Below are 21,569 nucleotides of genomic sequence, written 5' to 3'. Positions count from 1 at the left end.
TGAAAAAGGGGTCCCTTTGAGTACAAAAGAGAATATTCAGATATTGAAAGAAGAGCTCTCTAATGAAGAGAAATTTTTAGAACAGATAATAAAAGTTGAAAGATTTTACAAAAAATATAAAAAGGTCATTATCGGTATATGTATTGTTGCCATAGTTGCTGCATTGGGATATACTGCATATGATTTGAAGGTTTCCCATGACCTGAAAGTATCAAATGAAGCCTATATCAAGCTTCAGCAAAATCCGGAAGACAAAGAAGCGCTGATGCTTCTGAAAGAGAAAAATCCTTCATTATATAACGCATTTGTTTTTCAAAAAGCTTTGCAAAAAAATGATGCTGAAATTCTTAAAAGTATAGCTGCAAAAAATATAAACGTTCTTTCGGATATTGCAAAATACCAATATGCGGCAATTTCAAAAGATGAAAAAGTTTTGAAGGATTACAGATATACTCAGGATGCTCTGCTTAAAGATTTGGCTGTTTTAGATGAAGCGTTTCTGCTTTTCAAAGAGAAAAAAATCGAAGAGGGCAAAAAACTCCTTGAATCAGTGCCGGAAAATTCTCCCGCAAAAATATTTGCAAAATTCTTATTGCACTATAGTGTGAAAGGCGGCAAATGAAAAAAGTAATCACTTATCTTTTTTTGGCAACTTTTTTTCTATTTTCAGGATGTAGTTCAAAACAGTATTTTGAGCCTGAAGAGATAGCAGGCAAAGTGGAGTATGACGGAGAACTCCCTGCAAAGATAATAGATATTACAAGAGATGGAGCAACTCTCGAAAATGGACAGGTTATTACAAAAAGCGGTGTTTTGGATATAAAAATTCCAAAAGATTTTGAATTTGTCTCAGATAATGATGAATATGTCATAGCTGCTCACAGCTGCGGAGACATGGTTATCATCTCAAAAAAAAGCGGCAAAGAGGTTTTAAGACACCATTTTGACATGAAAAGAGTAGCTGCTGCCAAAATGGAAGGGGATATAGTTGTACTTGTTTTTGATAATAATGAAATAGGGATCTTTGACTGGAAAGAGGAAAAAGTTTTAAATTCTATAAAATCGGATGAGATTTTTTCAGTAGATACAAAAATAGCAAATCCCTATTTTATGGAAGAAATAATTCTTGTTCCTACTCTTGACGGAAAGATAATCATTGTCGACAAAAAGACAAAAAAAGCGATTAGAACAATAATTGTGGGTACCGAGAAGTTTCTAAACAATATCATTTTTTTGGATGTCCTTAACAATAGACTTGTGGCAGCCACTCCGAATAAAGTAATCTCTGTCAATCCTGAAGATATAAATACCCTTGATATGGAAATTTCGGATATTCTCTTTTTAAATGAAGGAATATATATACTTGCCAAAGACGGTAGAGTGGTTTTGACAGATGCTGATTTGAATGTTTTGAAAACAAGAAAATACCCCTTTGCACATTTTACCGGCGTAATATATGGAGAATATCTCTATATTATTGAAAAAGAGGGCTATATGATAGCTACCGATCATACTCTTCGAGTATCAAACATTTTTAAACTTCCTGATGAGATTGATGACTATATCTTTGCTGCAGAAGACAGATTTTATTACAAAGATAGATATTTTCAGCTGCAAAAATGAAAAATTTGATAGATTTTTTCCAAAAGAAGGGTCTGATTTTTAAAAAATTTGAACCTGTGGATTTGAAAAAGTACGGTATAAGAAAAAGAGTATCAGTCTTCAATGCGCTTACAGTCGATAACAAATATATGCTCATAATTTTTACGAGCAGAAAAAGCAGGGTTTTGGTAAAAGATGCCCAAAGCTATGAAGAGGTTTCAGAACTTTTGAGCAAATCTTTTTCGCACGGATTTAAAAAGAAGATACTGATAACTGATGCACCGGTATGTGCAAAAGCCCAAAGTCTGCTTAAATCTATAAACTGGAGAATTGAGATTGCTTCTTTGTGATATCGGCAACAGTTTTGCACATTTTTATAAAGATAAAAAGGTATATAAAGAAGAGATAAATGATGCTCTTGAAAAATACAAAGAACTGAAGCTTTTTTATATATGTGTAAACAGTGCTGCACAAAAAAGAGTAAAAAATTATAAAAACTGGGTAGATATTTCCCCATATGTGGATATCGATACCGATTATAAAGGTATGGGTATCGACAGAAAGGTTCTTTGCAAAGAGGTGTATGACGGTGTTGCAATTGATGCAGGCAGTGCCATTACCGTTGATGTGATGCAAAAAGGCAGGCATCTTGGAGGTTTTATAATGCCTGGATTCAGGGCTGTGAGAAGTGCTTTTGCATCTATATCTCCCGTTTTGGATGTTGAATTTGATTTTTCTGTCGATATTGATGTGTTGCCTCAAAATACTAAAGATGCTTTGAGTTTCGCTGCGCTAAAATCCGTTATTTTAATGATAAAAGATACGGCAGGCTCGAGGAGACTGTTTTTTACCGGCGGTGACGGTAGAGTTTTGAGTTCATTTTTTCAAAACGCTGTATATGATGAAGCTTTGATATTTAAAGGTATGATGAAAATTATAGAAGAAAACAGATTGGCAAAGGAAATATAATGCTGACTATAGCTCTTCCAAAAGGCAGGATAGCCGATGAGAGTCTGGGAATATTTGAAAAGATATTTGATAGAAAGTTTGTTTTTGAGGAGAGAAAACTGATACTGGAAACGGATAACTTCAGATTTCTTCTTGTGAGAAACCAGGATGTCCCTACATATGTATATCATCAGGCGGCAGATGTGGGAGTTGTGGGTCTTGATGTGCTTGAAGAGCAAAAATTGGATCTTATCAGACTTCTTGATCTCGGTATCGGTAAATGTAAAGTCGCAATCGGTATAAAATGTGATGAAGAGCTTGACCTGGACAGACCATCTTTGAAAGTTGCCACAAAAATGACCAATATAGCCAGAGACTACTTTTCTAAAAGGGCTGTCCCGGTAGAGATAATAAAACTCTACGGTTCAATTGAACTTGCACCTTTGGTAGGACTTGCCGATATTATAGTCGATATTGTGGAGACCGGAGAGACAATGAAGCAAAACGGTCTCAAGCCGGCTTTGACTATTATGGAATCGAGTGCGCATCTTATAGCCAACAAAAACAGCTTTTTTGCCAAGAAAGATGAAATACTTTCATTGTATGAGAAGATAAGCGGGGCTTTGAATGGGTCTTGACCTTTATGCAAAAATAGAACCGTATCTGGGATTTGATGAAGAGATAGAGTATCTGCATCGGCTTTTTTTGGAAAAACTCAAAAAAAGCGGCGCAAAGAAGATACTTGATATCGGTTGCGGAAGCGGTTCTTTTTTGCAAAAAGCAAAAGCTGCCGGTCTTGAGGCAAAAGGTATAGACCTAAGCGGTGAAATGGTCAGACGTGCACGTCAATCCGGTGTTGATGCGGAGTGTAAAGACCTGTGTGATGTAAATGAGAAATTTGATGCTGCGGTTGCTATATTTGATGTTTTGAATTATCTTGACAAAAAAGAGCTTGCAAAGTTTTTGAAATGTGCAAAAAAAGTTCTCAAAGAGGGAGGGAAGCTCTACTGCGATATTAATACCGCCTATGGATTCGGAGATATCGCACAGGGAGTCATGGTAATAGATAAAGATGATATTTTTATCGCTGTTGATGCGGTTTTTGAGAATGAAATTTTGAATACCGATATAACGGTTTTTGAAAAAGAAAATGGTTGCTTTAAAAAAAACAGAAGTTCTATCGTGCAGTATTATCACAGTATAGAGGATATAAAAAGAGTGTCACCTATGAGACTTGTCTCATATGAAGAGATTTTTCTCTTCTCAGATGATACTGCGGATAAAAGAGTGCTTATTTTTGAAAACAGCGAAAAAGAAGGTTGATATGGGGCTTTTTGATTTTGGGAAAAAGAAAAAAGAGAATAAGGCTGCAACCGAAGAGAAAGAGAAAAAAGATACTGCTCTTAGTAAACGCCAGTGTGACAGATATCATGTAGACAATCTTTATATAGAGGGAATAGGAAAAATTCTTGATGTTTCCAAAAACGGTGCAGCAATAGAAAAAAGAGAGATTGAAGAGGTTAAAAAAACAAAAATAGAGATAAAGATTCAAAATCTGGAAAAAACGGTAGAGATAAAAAGGCAAACCCTTAAAGAGATGGGGGTTATGTTTGAAGAGTCTTTGAAATCCGTTGATTTTTTTGAGAAATATGTAAAAAAACCGCATAGAATAAATTTTCGCCTTGAAAGAAACATCTCCGAAAATGATATAGAAAAAGATGAAAGGCTCGATACCGTCAAAGCGGTTATTAATCTGATGCTCGAACTTGACGATCCCAATACCACCGTAGTGAAATTCAAAACACACATCGAAGCGCTTCCCGAACTTGAGGCCGAAATCATAAAAAAAGCCAATTCGGTCGAAAAAGCCGGAAAAATGGATATTAGTTCAATATCAAACGCTATAACGAGACTCGGATTTGATGAGGTAAAAAGACTGACATACGAGCATATAGATACCAAAATCTCTATGTCAAATGTTGCTTTGGACGAATTTGAGCATTATGAGATGTTCGGAATATTAAAAACAGCAATTTTTAAAAAACTTGCGCCTCTTTTTTCATTTAGAGATTTAAGAAGCGAAGGGCGTTCTTTGTTGGTAACTGATATTATGGGTATAACTTTTATGGCCGATCAGGCTGATGAAAAATTCAAAAAGTTCTTCAAAACACCCAAAGAGCTCTATTCATACACAGCAAGAGTTATGGAAGAGAGAACTTTCGGCAAAACGATGATTGAAGTTAACAAACACTATTTTGAACAGGTTCTGGGGTTTTTTCAATATCTTTACGACGGATATCTTATGGCGCACCTTCTGCGTCATCCCTATATTGAGTATCCAGAGAGTATAAAAATGACTCTCTCGTCAAGAAAACTCAGATTTTCATATGTTGCATATCTTACTATACTTGCACTTGAATTTATTCTCAGCAGCGATAAAAGAAGCGGGTATATACTTTTAAACCGTCTCAAAAGGTTTGGCATGGATAATTCAAAAGCCATATCTTTTTTGAATGAGACCATATTTGATGCAAACGAGATGCTTGAAAATATCGGAGTCAAAGATAAAATACGCTCCGTTTCACTTCCCACATTTTCCATCAGTATGGAGAGAATTTTGGGTAAAGAGCTCCATTTCAGTGCATATGCAGATAAGATAAAAATTGTGGATCAGAGTACAAAGAGAGCGGCTTTTAGATATGAAGACCCGTTTTTTGCAAACTTTCTGATAGATCTTGTATTAAATGCATCGGACTACTCTTTTGAAAAGATGCCTTTTTGTATCGTTCCATGTGACATATTAGATGATGAGGATCTTAAACTTGAGATGTTTTCCGGATTTGATCTTATTATTTTCAAAAATATTGACAAACTTAAAGAAGAACTTTTTGAAGAGTTTTCCAAAATATGGAGAGATTTTGAAGGAAATGTCTTCGTTACGTATAACGCTTACAGTTTTATAGATTTTAAAAACGAAAAACTTCATAAAATTTTGAGGGATTTCATCATTGATACACCTTCCTATTTTGACAGTAAAAAGGTGTATGAGACTATGCTGAAAATTGCCTGCAGCGATATAAACAAAGAGTTTGACAAAGACCTGGCTGATCCAGGATCGTTCAGGGATAAAATATACACAATGGATTCGATTTATAAAAAGAGTGTAGACAAATATTTCAACTCATAAAAGAAGAAAAAGGGCAAAAGCCCTTTTATTATTTTGTATAAAGAGGTTTTATCTCCTCGAAAGGATTTGCTACAACTCTTTTTCTGTCTACTATATAAGGAACAAGTGCGGCGTGTCTTGCTCTTTTGATAGCTTCTTCAACCATTTCCTGATGTTTTTTACAGTTTCCTGTAAGTCTTCTTGGCATAATTTTATATCTTTCACTTAAGGAGTGCTTCAAAAGCTCTATATCTTTGTAATCTATGAAATTTACCTTCGCTTCGCAGTATTTGCAATATCTTTTTTTGAATTTTCTTTTTTCGGCCATTATTTTCTCCTAACTAAAATGGTATTTCGTCGTCGTCAATATCTATTTCGGGTATCTCCGGGCTTTGCTGAGGTTGCTGAACACTCTGTCTAGGCTGTTCATAGTTTCCTGTTGTAGCCGTGGCTTCGTCTCTGCTGCCTAGCATTTGCATATTTTCAACGGCAATTGAGTGTTTACTTCTTTTCTGCCCGGTATTGTCTACCCACTGTTCATATACCAATCTTCCTTCAATCAAAACGCGTCTGCCTTTTGAAAGATATTGATTGGCAACTTCCGCGGCTCTGCCAAAAAGTGTAATGTCTATAAAACATACTTCGTCTTTCTGCTCGCCGCTTTGGGATTTAAACCTTCTATTTGTGGCAATGCCTGTTTTTGCAATAGCCATTCCGTTTTGGGTATATTTCAGTTCAATATCTCTGGTAAGGTTTCCTACCATTATAACTTTGTTGTACATAAAATTTTCCTGTTATTCAGCTGCTGCTGTTTCCTTTTGTGTGGCTTTTTGTGCTCTTTGAACCATCTTTTCCCAAGCTGCAACATCTTTTTTTGTCTCATATTTCATAGTAAGAAATCTGATGACATCTTCAGTGATTCTGTAGATTCTTTCAAGTTCAAGTACCGTTGTTGAAGGCGCTTTGAAGTATATAACGTAGTAGTGGCCTCTTTCGAATTTTTCGATAGGATAAGCAAGCTTTCTGACTCCGAAATCTTCATAAGCTGCTATTTCACCGCCATTTTTTTCAATGACCTCTTTAATAAAGTCAAACTTGGCTTTACTCTCTTCTTCCGTAAGAGTAGGCTTTAACACAAAAAGTGTCTCGTAATGTCTCATCTATTCTCCTTTTGGCTATATATCCGTCTTTTGACGGCAAGGTTTGCTTTTTGGGGTACATTTTCCCAAAATAGGCGCCAATAATATCACAATATAGCTTGAAGTTTTATTAAGGAAGAATATAAATATCCTTTTTTGTCTATATTGCTTTTTGTTTTGATTTCCAGCTCAGTTTCAAGCAGAAGGGCCATTATCTTTAGAAAACTTTGTTCTTTTATTTTGAGCGCAAGTGCCAGGCGCTCTTTTTCTATAGCTGGCGGCAGTCTGTATCCAAGAACTTCCCTTGAATCGAATCTGCCCGAGATTTTTACGAAACTTTGAAACATAAAAAGCTGCTGAACATAGTTTTGCAGGCCGATTAGTATCTGTATTTCATTTGACTCTTCTTCTATTTTTTCAAGCATGGAAATAATGGGCTGTTTGCTAAGCAGTTCGTGAAAAAAACGCTCCAGATTGACGGTTGTCAACGGATATACAAGATCGTCAATCTCTTTTGTGCCTATTTTCAAGTTTTTTAGTGACAGTTTTTCTAACTCTTTTAATACAAGCTCTATGTTATTGTCAAGAAGCAGGATAAGATGACTTAGAGAACCATCATCTATATCAATTTTTTTCCTGTTTATATATTCTTGAACCTCTTTTTTTGCTTCGTAAAAGGATGGTTTGAAAAATCTTACATTTATCGCATCCATTTTTTTATCAAAAATTTTCGGAAGCTTTTTAGTATCATTTCCGTAAAATTCATATATAAAAAAGCTGTTTTCATTTTTTTTGCAAATCTCGATTAGTTTTGTCAGTTCCGATTTCGGTATCGTTTTGTCATGTTTGATAACAAGGAGATTGGCATCCGCGAAAAGTGATGCTTGAGAAAGGTGCGATTTTGCACTCTCAAAACTGTATTCGTCAAAATAGAGAACCATTCTTTGTTCTTTTGGAGAGAGTCTGTCGGCAATGATATCGGAATATTTTTTTATGTAGTATGATGATTCTCCATATAGAAGTATCGATTTGAAATCTATTCCTTTTTGTAAAATTTCGTCTAGAGCTTTCTTATACACTTTTTCAGCCTTTAATCCTCATCATGATGGTCATCATCTCTCTTTTTGTCACCGAAAGTCTTTATAAGACCCGTTATGAATTTTTTTTTCTCTTCTTTGCTGAGCCTGGCTTCTGGGTGAGCTATAAGATAAAACCACGGAGGCATTTCGCCTTCACGTACCTCTTCGGCAGCTTCTTCACCATCATTTTCTCTTTTAACGCCCCATTCAGATATATTGAAATGCTCTCTTCCTTCTTCAACGTCTCTTTGTATAAGCCACGACATAGGTGCTATATTGCTGTACCACGGCCACTCGGTTTCATTGCTGTGACAATCTTTGCAAGCTCTGAAAAAGTACTCCCTTGTTTTGGGAGAGTCCCATTGAGGTTCCGAAACAACAGGAGGATTCTTATGATCTTTTCCATAGGGCACAAACTGAATAGCTATCAGTATGATAAGGACAATAGCTGCAAATCTCTTTTTCATGATCTATTTTCCTCCATATCCAGTCTTTGAACAATTTTGCCGATAATTTTAGTTGTAGCAAGATCAGCATCCTTTATCTCAATGAGCACCTTTTCAAATAGTTCCACATCTTCGTCTAGCAAAAACACTCTTGCACCTATGATTTCGTCCTCTATGACTGCTATCGGCATACTCTGGGGATCGGTTATAACAGCTTTAAAACTTTTGCCGATGTTTTCTTTGGCCCATCTGGCAAACTTTCTGTCTATAAAGTCCCATTCCACACGTGCGGCTTCGCGCTCAAGCTCACTTATCTTTACGGTTAGTGACTCTATATTCCTTAATATATAATCGAGCTTTTTATCATTTTTATCAAGTATTGCTTTAAGAAGTCTGTGAAGAGTCAGGTCGGAATATCTTCTGATAGGCGAGGTAAAATGTGTATATTCTTCAAATCCGAGACCAAAATGGCCTATATTGTCAGCTGTATAGGCAGCCTGTTTCTGAGCTCTTATTATAAGTTTGTCCACATGTTTTTGTACGCCCAGTTCTTGAGCCTGTTTTTGAATCGAGCGGATCAGTTCGTGTATATTTCGATACTGTTTGGCAAAAATGCCGATAGTGGCAAGGTCGTCAAGCATCTCTTCGATCTTTTTGATATCCGGTTCTTCATGTGTTCTAAATATGCCATATTCGAACATTTTTGCCGTCGCCTTGTTTGCAAGGAGCATGCAGTCTTCTATAAGTGCATGTGATTCGGTCTCTTCTTCTATTTTTGTTGCTACGAGTTTCAACTCGTCGTCAAGGATTATTCTTATTTCCGGATTTGTAAATTCAAAACCTTTTTGCAGTCTTATCTTTCTAAGCTTTCCGGTTACCTTTGAAAGAGGAAGAAGGAATTTTAGTATCTCTTTGTCAGTTTCATCAATATCTTCAAATTTTCCTTCCAAAAATTCATCTATACGCTCATAGCTGTACTTTCTTCTTGATTTTATAATGGCTTCGAAAAGCTCTTCTTTTATCGGTTTCAGAGTGGTTTTATCAAGTGTTATTTTACTCACAAATGCGAGTCTGTTAACCTCCGGCTTAAGTGAACATATACCTTCGCTCAGAGCCCTTGGCAACATAGGTATCGATTTGTGGGGGAAATATATGGAAAATCCTCTCTCTTTTGCTTCCTGGTCGATAGGACCGAACATGGTTACATATTCGCTCACATCCGCTATGGCAACATAAAGAGCATTTTCTTCCGTATCGAAATAGATGGCATCATCATGGTCTTTTGCAGTTGCGGGGTCTATGGTGCAAAAAGGCAAGTGAGTAAGGTCTATTCTCTCTGGATATAGTTCTTTGTCCACATATGTTGCATAACCGCTTGCTTCAAGTTCTGCCTCTTTGCTGAATTCCTCCTTTTTGTTGTAGAGTGCAAGAGATATCTTTTCATCCACTTTAGGGTCTTCTAAAACTCCCAAAACTTCACTTATAAGGTGGTTTTCATTATCTATTTTTACAACTGTATGATTGGGAAGAAGATTAAGAGATTTTTTTGTTGCGTGAACGGTGACTGGAAGCAGGTTTTTTACGTTAAGAAACCGCATATTGTCTTTATCAAAATATGCTACCGAAAATCTGAAAGCTTTCTCTACTATATATACCACTTTGGCAGAAGGCCTTCCGCTTTTTTTGAAAATCCTTTTGGCAATAACAAGATCGCCTTTTGTTGCTCCTGCAAGATTTTCAGGTTCTATAAGAAGGTCTTTTGTTTTTTCACCCAATACTTCCAGATAGCCGGTCCCCTTTTTCGCCACATCTATTTTTCCGACTCTGTATTTAGATCTTATTTGAACGATTTTACCGTCATCTTTTATTATTTTAAGCCGTCTAAGATCGTCAATAAGCGGCATATCTCTTTTTAGGATATCTTTTTTCGGCATTCCTCTGATAAGCTTTAATAAAAGTTCTTTCAATTATGTTCCTTTTTTTAGTGTTAGTGTGAGAGTAGGTTTACTCAACTTTGCTCCTACCCAGTATTTCTGAGTCCTTGTGCAATTCCTACTATAGTTGTATGTATCTGTTCGAGTATTCTTCTTTTCAGTCTTGCGTATTTTGCCTCTTTATATTTTTTTATCAGCTCTATCTGAAAAATATTTAGAGCCGTAAGATACGGTTTTCTCAGCAGAATGGACTGCCTTAAAAGATGCTCTTTTTCCAGAAGCTCTTTTTCATCTCTTATCATAAGTATATATTTTTTTGTTTTGTAAAACTCTTTTTCTATTTTGTTCCAGATAATCTGAGAAAGTTTTTTATCTTCTACAAACTGGTTATAGACTTTTGCGATATTGAGGTCTGTTTTTAGAAGAATCAGGGCGATATTGTCTATAGTTGTATTGAAAAAAGGACACTCTTTATAGCATTCCCGCAGTTCTTCTATGCCTCTTTCCTTCAGTGCAAGTTCGATACCACTTCCTACCCCGTACCATGCTGGAACTATGCTTCTGTTTTGTGTCCAGGCAAATACCCAAGGAATTGCCCTAAGGTCTTCAATAGATTCCGTTTTTTTTCTTTTGGAGGGTCGGGAACCGATGTTTAGCTCTTCTATAAAATGTATAGGAGTTGCCTGCTTGAAGTAGGTTACAAAACCTTTGGTATTGTATACAAGGTCCCTATATGAAGTGTAGGATGCATCACTTATTTTTGCCATGAGAGATGTAAAACGATCGTTTTTGCCGCAGTCGATCCTTATATCAAATCGGTCGTATACCGATTTATGCAGAAGTGCGGAGAGGGTCTTTGTCAGGTTGTATTCTGCTATCTGGGGATTGAGATATTTTGAACTTATTACCTCTCCTTGTTCGGTTACTTTCAAAAAACCGTTTACGCTTTTTGCCGGACTTGCCAAAACAGCTGCTTCAGTAGGACCGCCGCCCCGGCTTATGCTTCCTCCTCTTCCATGGAAAAGAAGAAAATCGAGTCCGAGCGTCTCTCCAAGATCGATAAGATTTATGATGGCACGGTTAAGATTGAAATTGCTTGCAAATATACCGCCGTCTTTGCTAGAATCGCTGTATCCAATCATAACTTCCTGCAGGTTATTTCTGTCTTTGAGATACTTTCTGTATTGTGAATTGTTGTATAGCTCTTTTATGATGGCGGGTGCACGTTTTAGATCGTTTATCGTTTCAAAAAGAGGGGTTATAGATATGTTGCACTCTTGTCCGGGTTTCCACAGATGTGCCTGTTTTGCAAACCAAAGCACTGTCAGAAGGTCTGCAGCCTCTTCTGTCATAGAGATTATAAAGCTGTCGATAATTCTTTTTGATATCTTGTTTTTCGCCCATCGTATCTTTATAAAAGCCTCTACAATCTTTTCGGTCTCCTTTGTTACCTTTCCCAAAAGGTTCTGCAGTGTTATAGGCGGCTTTTTTATGGCTTTTGTGATAATTTGCACCCTTTTGTAATGAGGAAGTTCCAAAAAGTCCGAATCTGCATATCCGAGAAGAGAGAATATCTCTGCTATTGCGTTATGCATAACATTTTTATGTTCTCTGAAGTCAAGCTTTAACAGATGAAAACCGCATGAGATCACTAAATTTCTGAAGCGTCTAAGCTCTTTTGAACTTGTTTCATCCAAAGAATCTATCATCAGGTCTATATCTTTAACAAGCTCTTTTGGTTTTATATAGACAAAATCAACCGGATTTACGGCGTTTATACAAAGAAGTCTATTTTCAAGTTTTTTTCTCATCAAAGAGAGCTTTGCTCTGAAAGGTTCGCTTTTATGAAGTTTTATTGACTCATCGGTCAAAAACTTCGATTCTTTGTTGATCGATTCAAGAAGCTCTTTATTTACTTCCGTCTGGTCTGTACTTATCGAGAGTTCGCGTATGAGTTTATCTATTTTTTCCATATAGAAATGTATTATAGTGTCATGTTGGATTTTCATCGTCTGGGTCATTACTTCGTTTGTAACATAAGGGTTTCCGTCTCTGTCACCGCCTATCCAGCTTCCGAGCCTGATAATGGGTTTTTCTAGTCTGCCGGTAAGTTTTTCTATGTTTTCATTTACACGATTCAGAGCACCCATTAAAGAGCTTTCGATGATATAAAGCAGGTTGTCCAGTTCAAAAAGTACTTCGATTTTCTCTTTTCTTATCAGATTGCTCTGCCAAAGAAGTGTCAATTTATATCTTAAATGGTCGATTGCATCTTTGTCGTTAAATTCGAATATTCTGTCAAGATCCGCACTGATCTCATGGTGAGCTTCAAGAAAAGTTCTTCTTCTGGCTTCGGTAGGATGAGCAGTAAAAACGGGATAGAATTTTATTTTTTTCAGAGTATCGAGTATATCTTTCTTATCGAACCCCTCCCTTTTAAGGAGTTCTATTGTTTCGTTAAAATCAGCTTTATCTCTCTTGGCTTCTTCTCTTTCTTCAACGATATTGAGAAGAATCAGGTATAAAGAGAATGATTTAATCAGATCATTTACCTGGTCAGGATCAAGAGTTGCTATGATTTTTTCAAACTCTATAGGTTTGTTTTGCCTGCTTTGAAGGAAAATTTCTCTGAGTCTTTTAAATTCGTTTTTTATAGAAGGGGCATATTTATCAATAAGATTCAGTATCTCTCCCAGTATAAAATCGACCTCTTTTTTTATCTTGCTGTTTGGTTTGAAAAGCGAATAATCTTTTGTTTTGTTCATTCAATTTCCTTATTGTCTATATTTCTTTTTTAATTTTCAATATTGTTTCTATTATACCAAAAGTGGGAATTGTCCCTTCTTTTTTGTAGAAGTTCCTTTTTAGGCTATTTTTACAAAATTTTGGATAGAATTGCGAAAACCAAGTCAAAAAAGGAATAAAATGGCACTAAATGTCTATTATGACAAAGATTGCGATTTGAGCATTATCAGAAGTAAAAAAGTAGCGATTATAGGTTTCGGGAGTCAGGGGCATGCCCATGCGGAAAATCTCAGAGACAGCGGAGTTGAAGTTGCTATCGGTTTGTATCCGGGAGGAAAAAGTTGGAAAAAAGCGGAAGCGAAAAACTTCAAAGTTATGGAAGTGGCAGATGCCGCAAAATGGGCTGACGTTGTAATGATACTGATTCCTGATGAAATTCAGGCGGATGTTTACAGGGTCGATATCGAACCAAATCTTGAAGCGGGAAATGCGATAGCATTCGGACACGGATTCAATATACATTTCGGGCAGATCATACCCCAAAGCGACATAGATGTTATCATGATAGCTCCTAAAGCACCCGGACATACAGTCAGGAGCGAGTTTGTAAAAGGTGGTGGTATTCCGGATCTTATCGCAATATATCAGGATGCTACAGGAAAAGCGAAAGAGCTTGCCCTTTCATACGCAAGCGCGATAGGCGGCGGAAGAACAGGTATAATCGAAACAACTTTCAAAGATGAAACAGAAACCGATCTTTTTGGTGAACAGGCGGTTCTTTGCGGCGGTGTAACGGCGCTTGTTCAGGCCGGTTTTGAAACACTTACAGAAGCGGGATACGCTCCTGAAATGGCTTATTTCGAATGTCTGCATGAACTGAAACTTATCGTTGATTTGATGTATGAGGGCGGAATTGCGAACATGAGATATTCTATCAGCAATACTGCAGAGTACGGCGATTATGTAAGCGGACCGAGAGTTATAAACGAAGAGAGCAGAAAAGCTATGAAACAGATACTCAAAGAGATCCAGAACGGTAAATTTGCCAAAGACTTTATACTTGAGAGAAAAGCCGGCTATGTGAGAATGAATGCGGAGAGAAATCTTTGCAAAAACTCTCTTATAGAACAGACCGGAGAAAAACTTAGATCTATGATGCCATGGATTACAGCCAACAAGATAGTAGACCAGGACAAAAACTGATCTGAAAGCCTTTTGGCTTTCAGTTTTTCGAACTGCTTATGACTAAAAGAAAATCTAGAACTTCAAAAGCTTCCAGAAAAAGAAAATCTTCAAAAAAAGTTTCAAAATTTCCCATACTTTTAATATCTTTTATAATATTTCTTTTGCTTGTTTTCAGCAGTGTTGTCGGATATATCGCATACAAGGCAGGATATGACAAAGGTTATGAGGCTGCTTCAAAAATAGCGATAAAAAAAATAGCCAAAATAAAAAAGAGAGAAAAAAAAGTAATTTCGGAGCATATAAAAGAGTATAAGTCTGAAGTCAGCGACTATATGCAAAATGTAAAAGAAGAGGAAAAGGTTGATATTAAAAAGATAAAAAAAGATGTTGTCGTAAAAGGAAAGCCAAAACTTGCCATAATAATAGATGATGTTGCATTTTCATATCAGGTAAAATCGCTCAGATCTTTGAATATCCCTGTAAACCTCTCTTTTTTCCCGCCAAGCAGTATACATCCCAATACACCAGATTTGGCGAAAGGTTTGCCATTTTATATGATACATCTTCCTTTGGAAGCCAAAAATTTCAGTTCGCCCGAACACGGGACTCTTCTTGTATCTTCATCATTGGAGGATATAGACAGGAAAATAAAAGAGATAAGAGAGAAATTTCCTGCTGCAAAATATATAAACAATCATACCGGAAGCAAATTTACTTCTGACAAGTATGCAATGGCCAGGCTTCTGAGGGTTCTTAAAAAATATGATTTCGTTTTCATCGACAGCAGAACTACATCGGATACCGTTGTTCCGTATATAGAAAAAGTAACAAATGAGCCCTACCTCTCAAGAGACATTTTTCTTGATAACAAGGCCGATGTAGGTTATATAAGAGGCCAGTTGAAAAAAGCGGTTGCAATTGCGAAAAAAAGAGGCTATGCCGTTGCGATAGGCCATCCCCATCCAAAAACTATAGAGGCTCTTAAAAAATCTAAAGATATTTTAAAAGAAGTTGATTTAGTATATGTAAAAGATTTGACAATTCATTAACGGAAAACAATGATAAAAATATTAACCGCCGTTATAGTAGCAACTGGGCTCTATTTTCTTTCAACTGCCTTTTTCGAACCTGTGCAGTCACGACTCATAGGTGTCGTAGCTTTTCTGGTCGTTCTTTGGAGTAATGAAGGGCTTCCTCTTGGAGCTGTTTCTCTTATGCCCCTTATACTGTTTCCTGTGCTGGGAATAGTTGATCTAAAAACCGTAACTCCGAATTATTCGAAACCTATAATCTTTCTATTTATCGGAGGATTTTTTCTTGCCCTTGCAATGCAAAAAACTAAGCTTCATGCCGTAATATCTGCAAAACTGCTTTCAGTATTTCCAAACACACCCAGAGGCATAATATACTCTCTTGCTATAACTTCTGCAGTTTTGAGCTCTTTTTTGTCAAATACAACAGTAACACTTATGCTTATGCCCATTGCAATGTTTTTGACTGAAAATAAAAAGCTGATGGTCAGATTTTTGATAGCTACTGCATACGGGGCGAGTATCGGAGGTATCTTCACACCGATTGGAACACCGCCGAATATGATACTTATGGGATTTTTAGAAGATATAGATATGAAAGCACCGGCTTTTCTGGAGTGGATGATGCTGACTGCTCCGGTAGTTATCGGTATGCTGATAATCATTCCGTATCTGCTCTCATTTGGCGTAAGAGATGAAAAGCTTGAAGGAGCTGTGAAAGAGAAAGGAAAGCCTCTTTCGAAAGAGCAGAAAAATCTTTCATTTATTCTTATTGCTCTTGTAGTTATATTACTTCTAAATGCGCCCATAAAGCCTATATACAGCGGTCTCGGACTGAACGAAAAACTTCTTTTACTCGGATTTGGTCTGTTGATGTTTCTGTTTAAATTTCTTAAATGGGAAGATACGAAAGAGATGCCTTATGAGATAGTCTTTCTTTTCGGAGCTGGTTTTAGTATAGCCAGTGCCTTTATAAAAACCGGACTTGCTTCGGCTCTTGCCGGATATTTTCAATATTTTGGCAACTTTGAAATGTTTGTTATACTGATACTGATTGCACTTTTTGTCTCTTTTTCTACCGAAATCACGAGTAATACGGCACTTACTTCCATTGCTCTGCCTGTTTTTTACGAATTTTCCAAAACATCAGAAATAAATCCGGAAATCATCCTCTTTACGGCTACCATAGCCGCAAGCTATGCCTTTATGCTTCCGATTGCCACACCGCCGAATGCCATCATTATGTCAAGTCGTGTTATAAAAGTTAAAGAGATGGCGAAAATCGGATTTTTGGTAAATCTTATCGGTGTAGTGCTTGTCTCTTTGGTTGCGATATTTTTCTGGAGAGGGTATTTTGGGAATTAGGGATTTTTCGATAAACACTCACACCCACACTAACACTAAAAGGAAACAGATTGCATACAATTGAGGCTGAAGCGATTGAAGAGCTCAAAAGGATCAGAAATCTCAAAAAACTCTATTATATTGGAGATTTGAGGCTTTTGAAGAGGAGAAAAGTCTCAATAGTGGGCAGTAGAAGGCCCACTTTGTATGCGAAAGAAAAAACTTTTGAGTTATCTTCCGCTCTTGCAAGAAGAGGTGTTGCAGTGGTAAGCGGTGCGGCCATGGGTGTGGATGCTGCAGCACACAGAGGGGCAGGTGCGGCAAATACTATAGCTGTGGTTGCGGGCGGGCTTGATATAAAATATCCTTCGATAAATAGAAATCTTATACAGAGTATTGAAGAAAAAGGACTTGTAATCAGCCGTTTTGAGCCTGGTTTCAGACCCGCAAAATGGAGTTTTGTCGTCAGAAACGAGATAGTTGTGGCTCTTGGGGAAGTTCTTGTTATAACAGAGGCAGATATGGGCAGCGGCTCCATAAGAAGTGCAGAGTATGCTTTGAAAGCCGGCAAAAAGATATATGTCCTTCCTCATAAAATAGATAATAGTAAAGGTACTAATAGACTTTTAAAAGAGAGTCTAGCAGAGCCGATATACGATATAGAGGAGTTTGCCGACATGTTTGGAAATATGTGCGAAGATAGCAAAAATGATGAATTTTTGGAGTTTTGCAGAAAAAATCCCACTTTCGAAGAAGCTTTGCAGAAGTTCGGTGAAAGGGTTTTTGAAGCTGAACTTGAAGGTGATATCGAAATAAAACATGGAAAGGTGTTTCTTATTTTTGCATGAAAACCGTACGCTCTTTGTCTGTCTCTGTTTTGGAAGTAAAAAGGTCCAGATTCCACTCTTTTTTGGTCCCTTTTAATGAGTTTGAAGAAACTTTGCAAGATTTAAGAAAGTGTCATCCCAAAGCCAATCATTTTGTAACTGCTTTCAGATATTTTAACGAGTGTAATCAGATTGTGGAAGGTTCAAGTGATGACAAAGAACCCAGAGGTACAAGCGGCAGACCGACTCTAAAGGTATTGCAGGGAAACGGACTTGTTAATGTGGGGATAATAACGGTAAGATATTTCGGAGGTGTTTTACTTGGTGCAGGAGGACTTGTAAAAGCTTACAGCGACAGTGCCAATCTGGTAATTTCAAAAGCTGATCTGATAGAATACAAAGAGGTTGAAGAGTTTAAATTCTTTGTAGAGTATAGTAAAACAAGAGAGGTAGAATATACCATAGAGAAAAATTATATTTTTGTTTATGATAGAAAATTTTACGCAGAGGGAATCGAATATATTATCCGAGAGGATAAAGAAAAAATAGATATAATCAGAAAAATTATATAAGATAAACCATTTTTAGGAAGTTTTCCCTGTTCAACACTCCTTTACGAATGCGTCAATGGAAAATAAAAGCTAAAAGACCGATAACAGCAAGGATAATTGTACCTGCATTTATTTTGTCAAACTCCTTTTTTAAAAGAGCCAATAACAGATAGATTACAAATCCGGCACTGAGTCCTATCGTTATCGAATAGGTTAGAGGCATTAAAACTACCGTTACAAAAGCACTTACTGATATTGTAGTGTCAGAATAGTTTATGTTTTTCAATTCACCAAACATCAATACCCCGACCATTATCAGTATCGCATAAATCGCATTTTCCGGAATCGCTTTATATAGAGGCAGGAAAAAGAGCGTGGATATAAACAGAACTCCTGTTACAACAGCCGTAAGTCCCGTTCTTCCGCCATCCTCCACTCCTGCGGCAGACTCTATAAATGCCGTTGTGGTAGATGTGCCGAGTGCTGCACCGGTTACGGTAGCCAAGGCATCGGCTTCAAGAGTTTTTTGAAGTTCCAAGCTGTTGTCTTTAAAAAGTCCTGCTCTCGTTCCAATTCCGGCAAGAGTTCCTATAGTATCAAACATGTCGGTTATTAAAAACGTAATAATCACAGGTATAAAAGAGAGTTTCAGAGCCCCCAAAATATCAAGTTTAAAAGCGATAGGAGCCATACTTGCAGGCATCGATACGATGCTTTCTGGAAGTTTTGCAAGCCCGAAAATCCATCCTATCACAGAAGTTGCCAAAATTGCCAAAATAAAAGCACCTTTTATCCTGTATGCATAAAGCAGTGCAGCTAAAACAAATCCAAATACTCCCAATAAAACGTTTGGATCTTTAATATCGCCAAGAGCGACCAAAACTGCCTCATCGTTTACAATCAATTTCATTCCCTGCATACCTATGAAAGCTATAAAAAGTCCAATACCGGCACTTATGGCTCTTCTTAGATCAACGGGAACTTTTTCTAAAACCCAAACTCTAAATTTGGTCAAAGACAAAATCAGAAATATCAGTCCAGAAATCATTACTATTCCAAGAGCTGTCTGCCAGCCGATACCCATTCCTTTTACGAGTCCGAAAGTAAAATAGGCATTAAGTCCCATGCCAACACTCATGGCAACCGGAGTGTTGGACCATATACCGTTTAATATGGTGGCAATAATAGTAACTGCCGCAGTTGCCGTAATCAGCGCATCAAACGGCATTCCAGTCAGACTCATAATGGAAGCGTTGACAGGTACAATATACATCATTGTTAAAAATGTCGTAAAACCGGCTCTGATTTCTGTGGAAAAATCTGTACCTTTTTGCTGAAGTTTAAACATAGATTCAAGCCACATTTGAAATCCTGTATCTTTTGTTTATAATTATAACCCAAACAGACCACACTTGCAGGAGAAAATATGAAAAAGATACCTCTTGGAAAGTATGCCGCAAAGCATAGACTCAGTCGATATCAGGTGCTGAAAATGACTATGAAGGGCGAACTGGCTTACGAAGAGGTCGAGGAAAACGGCAGAAAAACAGTATATATACTTGAAGAAGAAGATGCGCAAAAAGAGAGAGGCAACCAGGCCGCCGAGACAAAAGAGAGTGCCAAACTTGCGTCAACTCCAAAACCGCCTTATTATGCAGTGATATTTACTTCTCAAACAGGCGAGGATATTGAAGGTTTTCAAGAGATGGCGAAAAAAATGACAGCTTTGGCATCCGAGCAGGAAGGATTTTTGGGAATTGAATCTGCAAGAAGCGATATTGGGATAACAGTCTCTTACTGGAAAGATTTGGAGTCAATACGCAGATGGAGAGAGAATAGCGAACACAGACTTGCTCAAAAGCAAGGTCAGCAAAAATGGTATAAAAGATATAAAATCAGAATTGCAAAAGTGGAAAGTGAGAAAAGTTTTGAATAGGAAGGTTTTGAGCTACTGCGGCCTTCAGGAGCCGGGAAGGCCGCAGAGCAATATTACTTCTCTTCTTGGAAAGCGTAAACGTTGATGTCAGTTTGAGGGTTGTACTCAGAGTAGACCTCAGTGCTGTTTAGCGTCTCTTTTTCGCCATCTTCGAACCAGTAAGGGTTAAGATTCGCATCGCTTGCGAATAGTGCTGTTGCCAATGCTGCAAATGCAAGTAGTGTCTTTCTCATTTTGTTCTCCTTGAGATTTTTTTTTGTTACGAAAGAATTATAGCAACTATATATTAAATAGGACATAATTTGTCTTATTTAAAGGAAATCCTTTAATTTAGGGAGCTTTGTTGCTACTTTTTATAAAAAAATATTATAAATCTTATCAAAGACAGTCAAATGATAATTTTTTTTCAACAAGTATAAAAAGGACGAAAAACTGGGGAATACAGAAAATAAATAGGACAAAAATAGTCCTATTTTAAATATGCAGAAAAAATTTTTTTCGGTTTAAGGTTTAGTTGAAGCTTTTTTTAGTGCAGTATATATTTTGCAGCCTATACAGTAGTCGAAGAAAGCTTCAAGCAGAGCAAATGTTATGAATATACATGACAATATTACTGCGGGTATATGCAGATTGAATATATATAAAACTACAAGATTGAAAGACATTATCATACCTAAAACTCTTGCAAATTTTTTAGGAGCGTCGTCAACGGATTTTTGCGGCAACTTAAGGACCTCTTTGCATTTTTTTGACAGAGGTCTGAAAATTCCGTATCTGTTTTGTGTGGCCAGTTTCAGAAGAAAATCGATTGCCAAAAGCAGAGGCATTACAAAAGAGCAGGTCATAACAAATATGGTTACAATCGCAGCTGTTATGAAAGCTTCGATGCGTTCTAGATAAGAATCGGTTCTTCTTTGCGAAATAGGACAACATTTGGCCATACAGACTCCTGTAAAGTTTTTTTGCAATAATATACAATTCAAATATTTTTTTCAATGACCAAAATCATAAAGGAGCTATGATGGGAAAACAGTATGGAAGTCTAAAACAGAAAGATGTGGATTTTATAAATGCACAGAAGATATTTTTTTTGGCAAGCTGCAGCTTAGAAGAGGTAAATCTCTCTCCGAAGGGATATGAGAGTATAAAGGTTCTGGACAGCAACACTCTTTTGTATCTCGACTACCCCGGAAGCGGTAACAGAACTGCAAGAGATATAGAAAATGACGGTGAAATTACGCTTATGTTCTGCTCTTTTGAAGGAAAGCCCAAGATTCTAAGAGCATTCTGCAAAGGTGAGCTTATAGAGAAAAAAGATGCCCAGTTTAGTGAACTTTTAAAACACTTCGATGCAGATGAGAGCCTCACAAGAAGACTTATAAAGTTCCATATATATGCGGTAGAGACAAGCTGCGGTTTCGGAGTGCCTCTGATGAAATATATAGGCAGAAGGAGTGAGCTTGAAAACTGGGCGGTAAAAAAAAGAGACACGGGTGAGCTCGAGAAATATATCGAAGAGCATAAAACTCCTCCAAACCTGAAAAATCTTGGAAATGTCACTGAAATATAATTTTTTAAAAAAGTGTTTCAAACAATCATTTGAAATTAAAGGTTAGTGTCTGTATAATGGGTGCAA

General features: G+C 37.0%; 24 protein-coding genes. 14 read left to right on the top strand and 10 right to left on the bottom strand.

What is annotated here, in order from left to right:
- The first annotated feature begins 16 nt into the window (after window positions 1-16).
- The 7 genes from EPR_RS06255 to EPR_RS06225 are packed head-to-tail and all read left to right on the top strand — an operon-like array spanning window position 17 to window position 5,737.
- Window positions 17-622 (top strand): hypothetical protein, encoded by a 606-nt coding sequence (locus EPR_RS06255; RefSeq protein WP_200762394.1) that lies wholly within the window; start codon window positions 17-19, stop codon window positions 620-622.
- The gene (locus tag EPR_RS06250; RefSeq protein WP_200762393.1) at window positions 619-1,623 is read left to right on the top strand and encodes a hypothetical protein; all 1,005 of its coding nucleotides are present in this window, start codon (window positions 619-621) and stop codon (window positions 1,621-1,623) included. Before EPR_RS06255 ends, EPR_RS06250 begins: the two co-directional genes overlap by 4 nt.
- Complete coding sequence (locus EPR_RS06245; RefSeq protein ID WP_200762392.1) at window positions 1,620-1,952, top strand: hypothetical protein; 333 nt, start codon at window positions 1,620-1,622, stop codon at window positions 1,950-1,952. Before EPR_RS06250 ends, EPR_RS06245 begins: the two co-directional genes overlap by 4 nt.
- The gene (locus EPR_RS06240; protein WP_200762391.1) at window positions 1,933-2,571 is read left to right on the top strand and encodes a type III pantothenate kinase; all 639 of its coding nucleotides are present in this window, start codon (window positions 1,933-1,935) and stop codon (window positions 2,569-2,571) included. Before EPR_RS06245 ends, EPR_RS06240 begins: the two co-directional genes overlap by 20 nt.
- The gene (gene hisG / locus EPR_RS06235; RefSeq protein ID WP_200762390.1) at window positions 2,571-3,188 is read left to right on the top strand and encodes an ATP phosphoribosyltransferase; all 618 of its coding nucleotides are present in this window, start codon (window positions 2,571-2,573) and stop codon (window positions 3,186-3,188) included. Before EPR_RS06240 ends, hisG begins: the two co-directional genes overlap by 1 nt.
- On the top strand, window positions 3,178-3,873 hold the full coding sequence (locus EPR_RS06230) for a class I SAM-dependent DNA methyltransferase (RefSeq protein WP_200762389.1): 696 nt from the start codon (window positions 3,178-3,180) through the stop codon (window positions 3,871-3,873). The genes hisG and EPR_RS06230 overlap by 11 nt, the downstream gene beginning before the upstream one ends.
- Entirely contained in the window at window positions 3,848-5,737 is a 1,890-nt protein-coding gene (locus tag EPR_RS06225) for an HDOD domain-containing protein (RefSeq protein ID WP_200762388.1), read from the top strand. The genes EPR_RS06230 and EPR_RS06225 overlap by 26 nt, the downstream gene beginning before the upstream one ends.
- A 28-nt stretch (window positions 5,738-5,765) precedes the next feature.
- On the opposite strand, the gene rpsR is transcribed toward EPR_RS06225, so the two are convergent.
- The 7 genes from rpsR to EPR_RS06190 all read right to left on the bottom strand — a co-directional run bounded on the left by rpsR (window position 5,766) and on the right by EPR_RS06190 (window position 13,079).
- The gene (gene rpsR, locus EPR_RS06220; protein ID WP_200762387.1) at window positions 5,766-6,044 is read right to left on the bottom strand and encodes a 30S ribosomal protein S18; all 279 of its coding nucleotides are present in this window, start codon (window positions 6,042-6,044) and stop codon (window positions 5,766-5,768) included.
- A 13-nt stretch (window positions 6,045-6,057) separates the two neighbouring features.
- Entirely contained in the window at window positions 6,058-6,498 is a 441-nt protein-coding gene (ssb, locus tag EPR_RS06215) for a single-stranded DNA-binding protein (protein ID WP_200762386.1), read from the bottom strand.
- Between the two features lie 12 nt (window positions 6,499-6,510).
- Window positions 6,511-6,876: a 30S ribosomal protein S6 gene (rpsF, locus tag EPR_RS06210; RefSeq protein WP_200762385.1), complete on the bottom strand. Its 366-nt coding sequence runs from the start codon at window positions 6,874-6,876 to the stop codon at window positions 6,511-6,513.
- 86 nt (window positions 6,877-6,962) lie between these two features.
- Window positions 6,963-7,934 carry a DNA polymerase III subunit delta gene (holA, locus tag EPR_RS06205; RefSeq protein WP_200762384.1) on the bottom strand — a complete coding sequence of 324 codons (972 nt, stop codon included), beginning with the start codon at window positions 7,932-7,934 and terminating at the stop codon, window positions 6,963-6,965.
- 11 nt (window positions 7,935-7,945) lie between these two features.
- Complete coding sequence (locus tag EPR_RS06200; protein ID WP_200762383.1) at window positions 7,946-8,401, bottom strand: heme-binding domain-containing protein; 456 nt, start codon at window positions 8,399-8,401, stop codon at window positions 7,946-7,948.
- Window positions 8,398-10,347, bottom strand: a complete 1,950-nt coding sequence (locus EPR_RS06195; protein ID WP_200762382.1) for a VacB/RNase II family 3'-5' exoribonuclease — start codon at window positions 10,345-10,347, stop codon at window positions 8,398-8,400. The genes EPR_RS06200 and EPR_RS06195 overlap by 4 nt, the downstream gene beginning before the upstream one ends.
- Before the next feature lie 53 nt (window positions 10,348-10,400).
- Window positions 10,401-13,079 (bottom strand): phosphoenolpyruvate carboxylase, encoded by a 2,679-nt coding sequence (locus EPR_RS06190; protein ID WP_200762381.1) that lies wholly within the window; start codon window positions 13,077-13,079, stop codon window positions 10,401-10,403.
- Window positions 13,080-13,239: 160 nt separating this feature from the next.
- Here EPR_RS06190 and ilvC point away from each other — a divergent pair, with 160 nt between their 5' ends.
- Genes ilvC through EPR_RS06165 form a run of 5 tightly spaced genes read left to right on the top strand, consistent with a single transcriptional unit; the run spans window position 13,240 to window position 18,018 of the window.
- Window positions 13,240-14,262 carry a ketol-acid reductoisomerase gene (gene ilvC / locus EPR_RS06185; protein ID WP_200762380.1) on the top strand — a complete coding sequence of 341 codons (1,023 nt, stop codon included), beginning with the start codon at window positions 13,240-13,242 and terminating at the stop codon, window positions 14,260-14,262.
- A 38-nt stretch (window positions 14,263-14,300) separates the two neighbouring features.
- Window positions 14,301-15,293: a divergent polysaccharide deacetylase family protein gene (locus tag EPR_RS06180; RefSeq protein ID WP_200762379.1), complete on the top strand. Its 993-nt coding sequence runs from the start codon at window positions 14,301-14,303 to the stop codon at window positions 15,291-15,293.
- 9 nt (window positions 15,294-15,302) lie between these two features.
- Window positions 15,303-16,640, top strand: a complete 1,338-nt coding sequence (locus EPR_RS06175; protein ID WP_200762378.1) for an SLC13 family permease — start codon at window positions 15,303-15,305, stop codon at window positions 16,638-16,640.
- 50 nt (window positions 16,641-16,690) lie between these two features.
- Window positions 16,691-17,467, top strand: a complete 777-nt coding sequence (locus EPR_RS06170) for a DNA-processing protein DprA (RefSeq protein ID WP_234697094.1) — start codon at window positions 16,691-16,693, stop codon at window positions 17,465-17,467.
- Window positions 17,464-18,018 carry a YigZ family protein gene (locus EPR_RS06165; RefSeq protein ID WP_200762377.1) on the top strand — a complete coding sequence of 185 codons (555 nt, stop codon included), beginning with the start codon at window positions 17,464-17,466 and terminating at the stop codon, window positions 18,016-18,018. Before EPR_RS06170 ends, EPR_RS06165 begins: the two co-directional genes overlap by 4 nt.
- 52 nt (window positions 18,019-18,070) lie before the next feature.
- Here EPR_RS06165 and EPR_RS06160 read toward each other — a convergent pair whose 3' ends face one another.
- On the bottom strand, window positions 18,071-19,360 hold the full coding sequence (locus tag EPR_RS06160; RefSeq protein WP_200762376.1) for an NCS2 family permease: 1,290 nt from the start codon (window positions 19,358-19,360) through the stop codon (window positions 18,071-18,073).
- Between the two features lie 63 nt (window positions 19,361-19,423).
- Here EPR_RS06160 and EPR_RS06155 point away from each other — a divergent pair, with 63 nt between their 5' ends.
- Window positions 19,424-19,933 carry an antibiotic biosynthesis monooxygenase family protein gene (locus EPR_RS06155; protein ID WP_200762375.1) on the top strand — a complete coding sequence of 170 codons (510 nt, stop codon included), beginning with the start codon at window positions 19,424-19,426 and terminating at the stop codon, window positions 19,931-19,933.
- A gap of 53 nt (window positions 19,934-19,986) precedes the next feature.
- Here EPR_RS06155 and EPR_RS06150 read toward each other — a convergent pair whose 3' ends face one another.
- Both EPR_RS06150 and EPR_RS06145 read right to left on the bottom strand, forming a co-directional pair.
- Window positions 19,987-20,166 carry a hypothetical protein gene (locus EPR_RS06150; protein WP_200762374.1) on the bottom strand — a complete coding sequence of 60 codons (180 nt, stop codon included), beginning with the start codon at window positions 20,164-20,166 and terminating at the stop codon, window positions 19,987-19,989.
- Between the two features lie 270 nt (window positions 20,167-20,436).
- The gene (locus EPR_RS06145; RefSeq protein WP_200762373.1) at window positions 20,437-20,874 is read right to left on the bottom strand and encodes a DUF4395 domain-containing protein; all 438 of its coding nucleotides are present in this window, start codon (window positions 20,872-20,874) and stop codon (window positions 20,437-20,439) included.
- Between the two features lie 80 nt (window positions 20,875-20,954).
- Here EPR_RS06145 and EPR_RS06140 point away from each other — a divergent pair, with 80 nt between their 5' ends.
- The gene (locus EPR_RS06140) at window positions 20,955-21,503 is read left to right on the top strand and encodes a pyridoxamine 5'-phosphate oxidase family protein (protein ID WP_200762372.1); all 549 of its coding nucleotides are present in this window, start codon (window positions 20,955-20,957) and stop codon (window positions 21,501-21,503) included.
- The last annotated feature ends 66 nt before the right edge of the window (window positions 21,504-21,569 follow it).

Source organism: Nitrosophilus alvini (assembly GCF_015100395.1).
GTDB classification, from domain to species: domain Bacteria; phylum Campylobacterota; class Campylobacteria; order Campylobacterales; family Nitratiruptoraceae; genus Nitrosophilus; species Nitrosophilus alvini.
The sequence above is the reverse complement of the archived record's forward strand: the minus strand, read 5'-3'. Positions and strand labels throughout refer to the sequence as shown.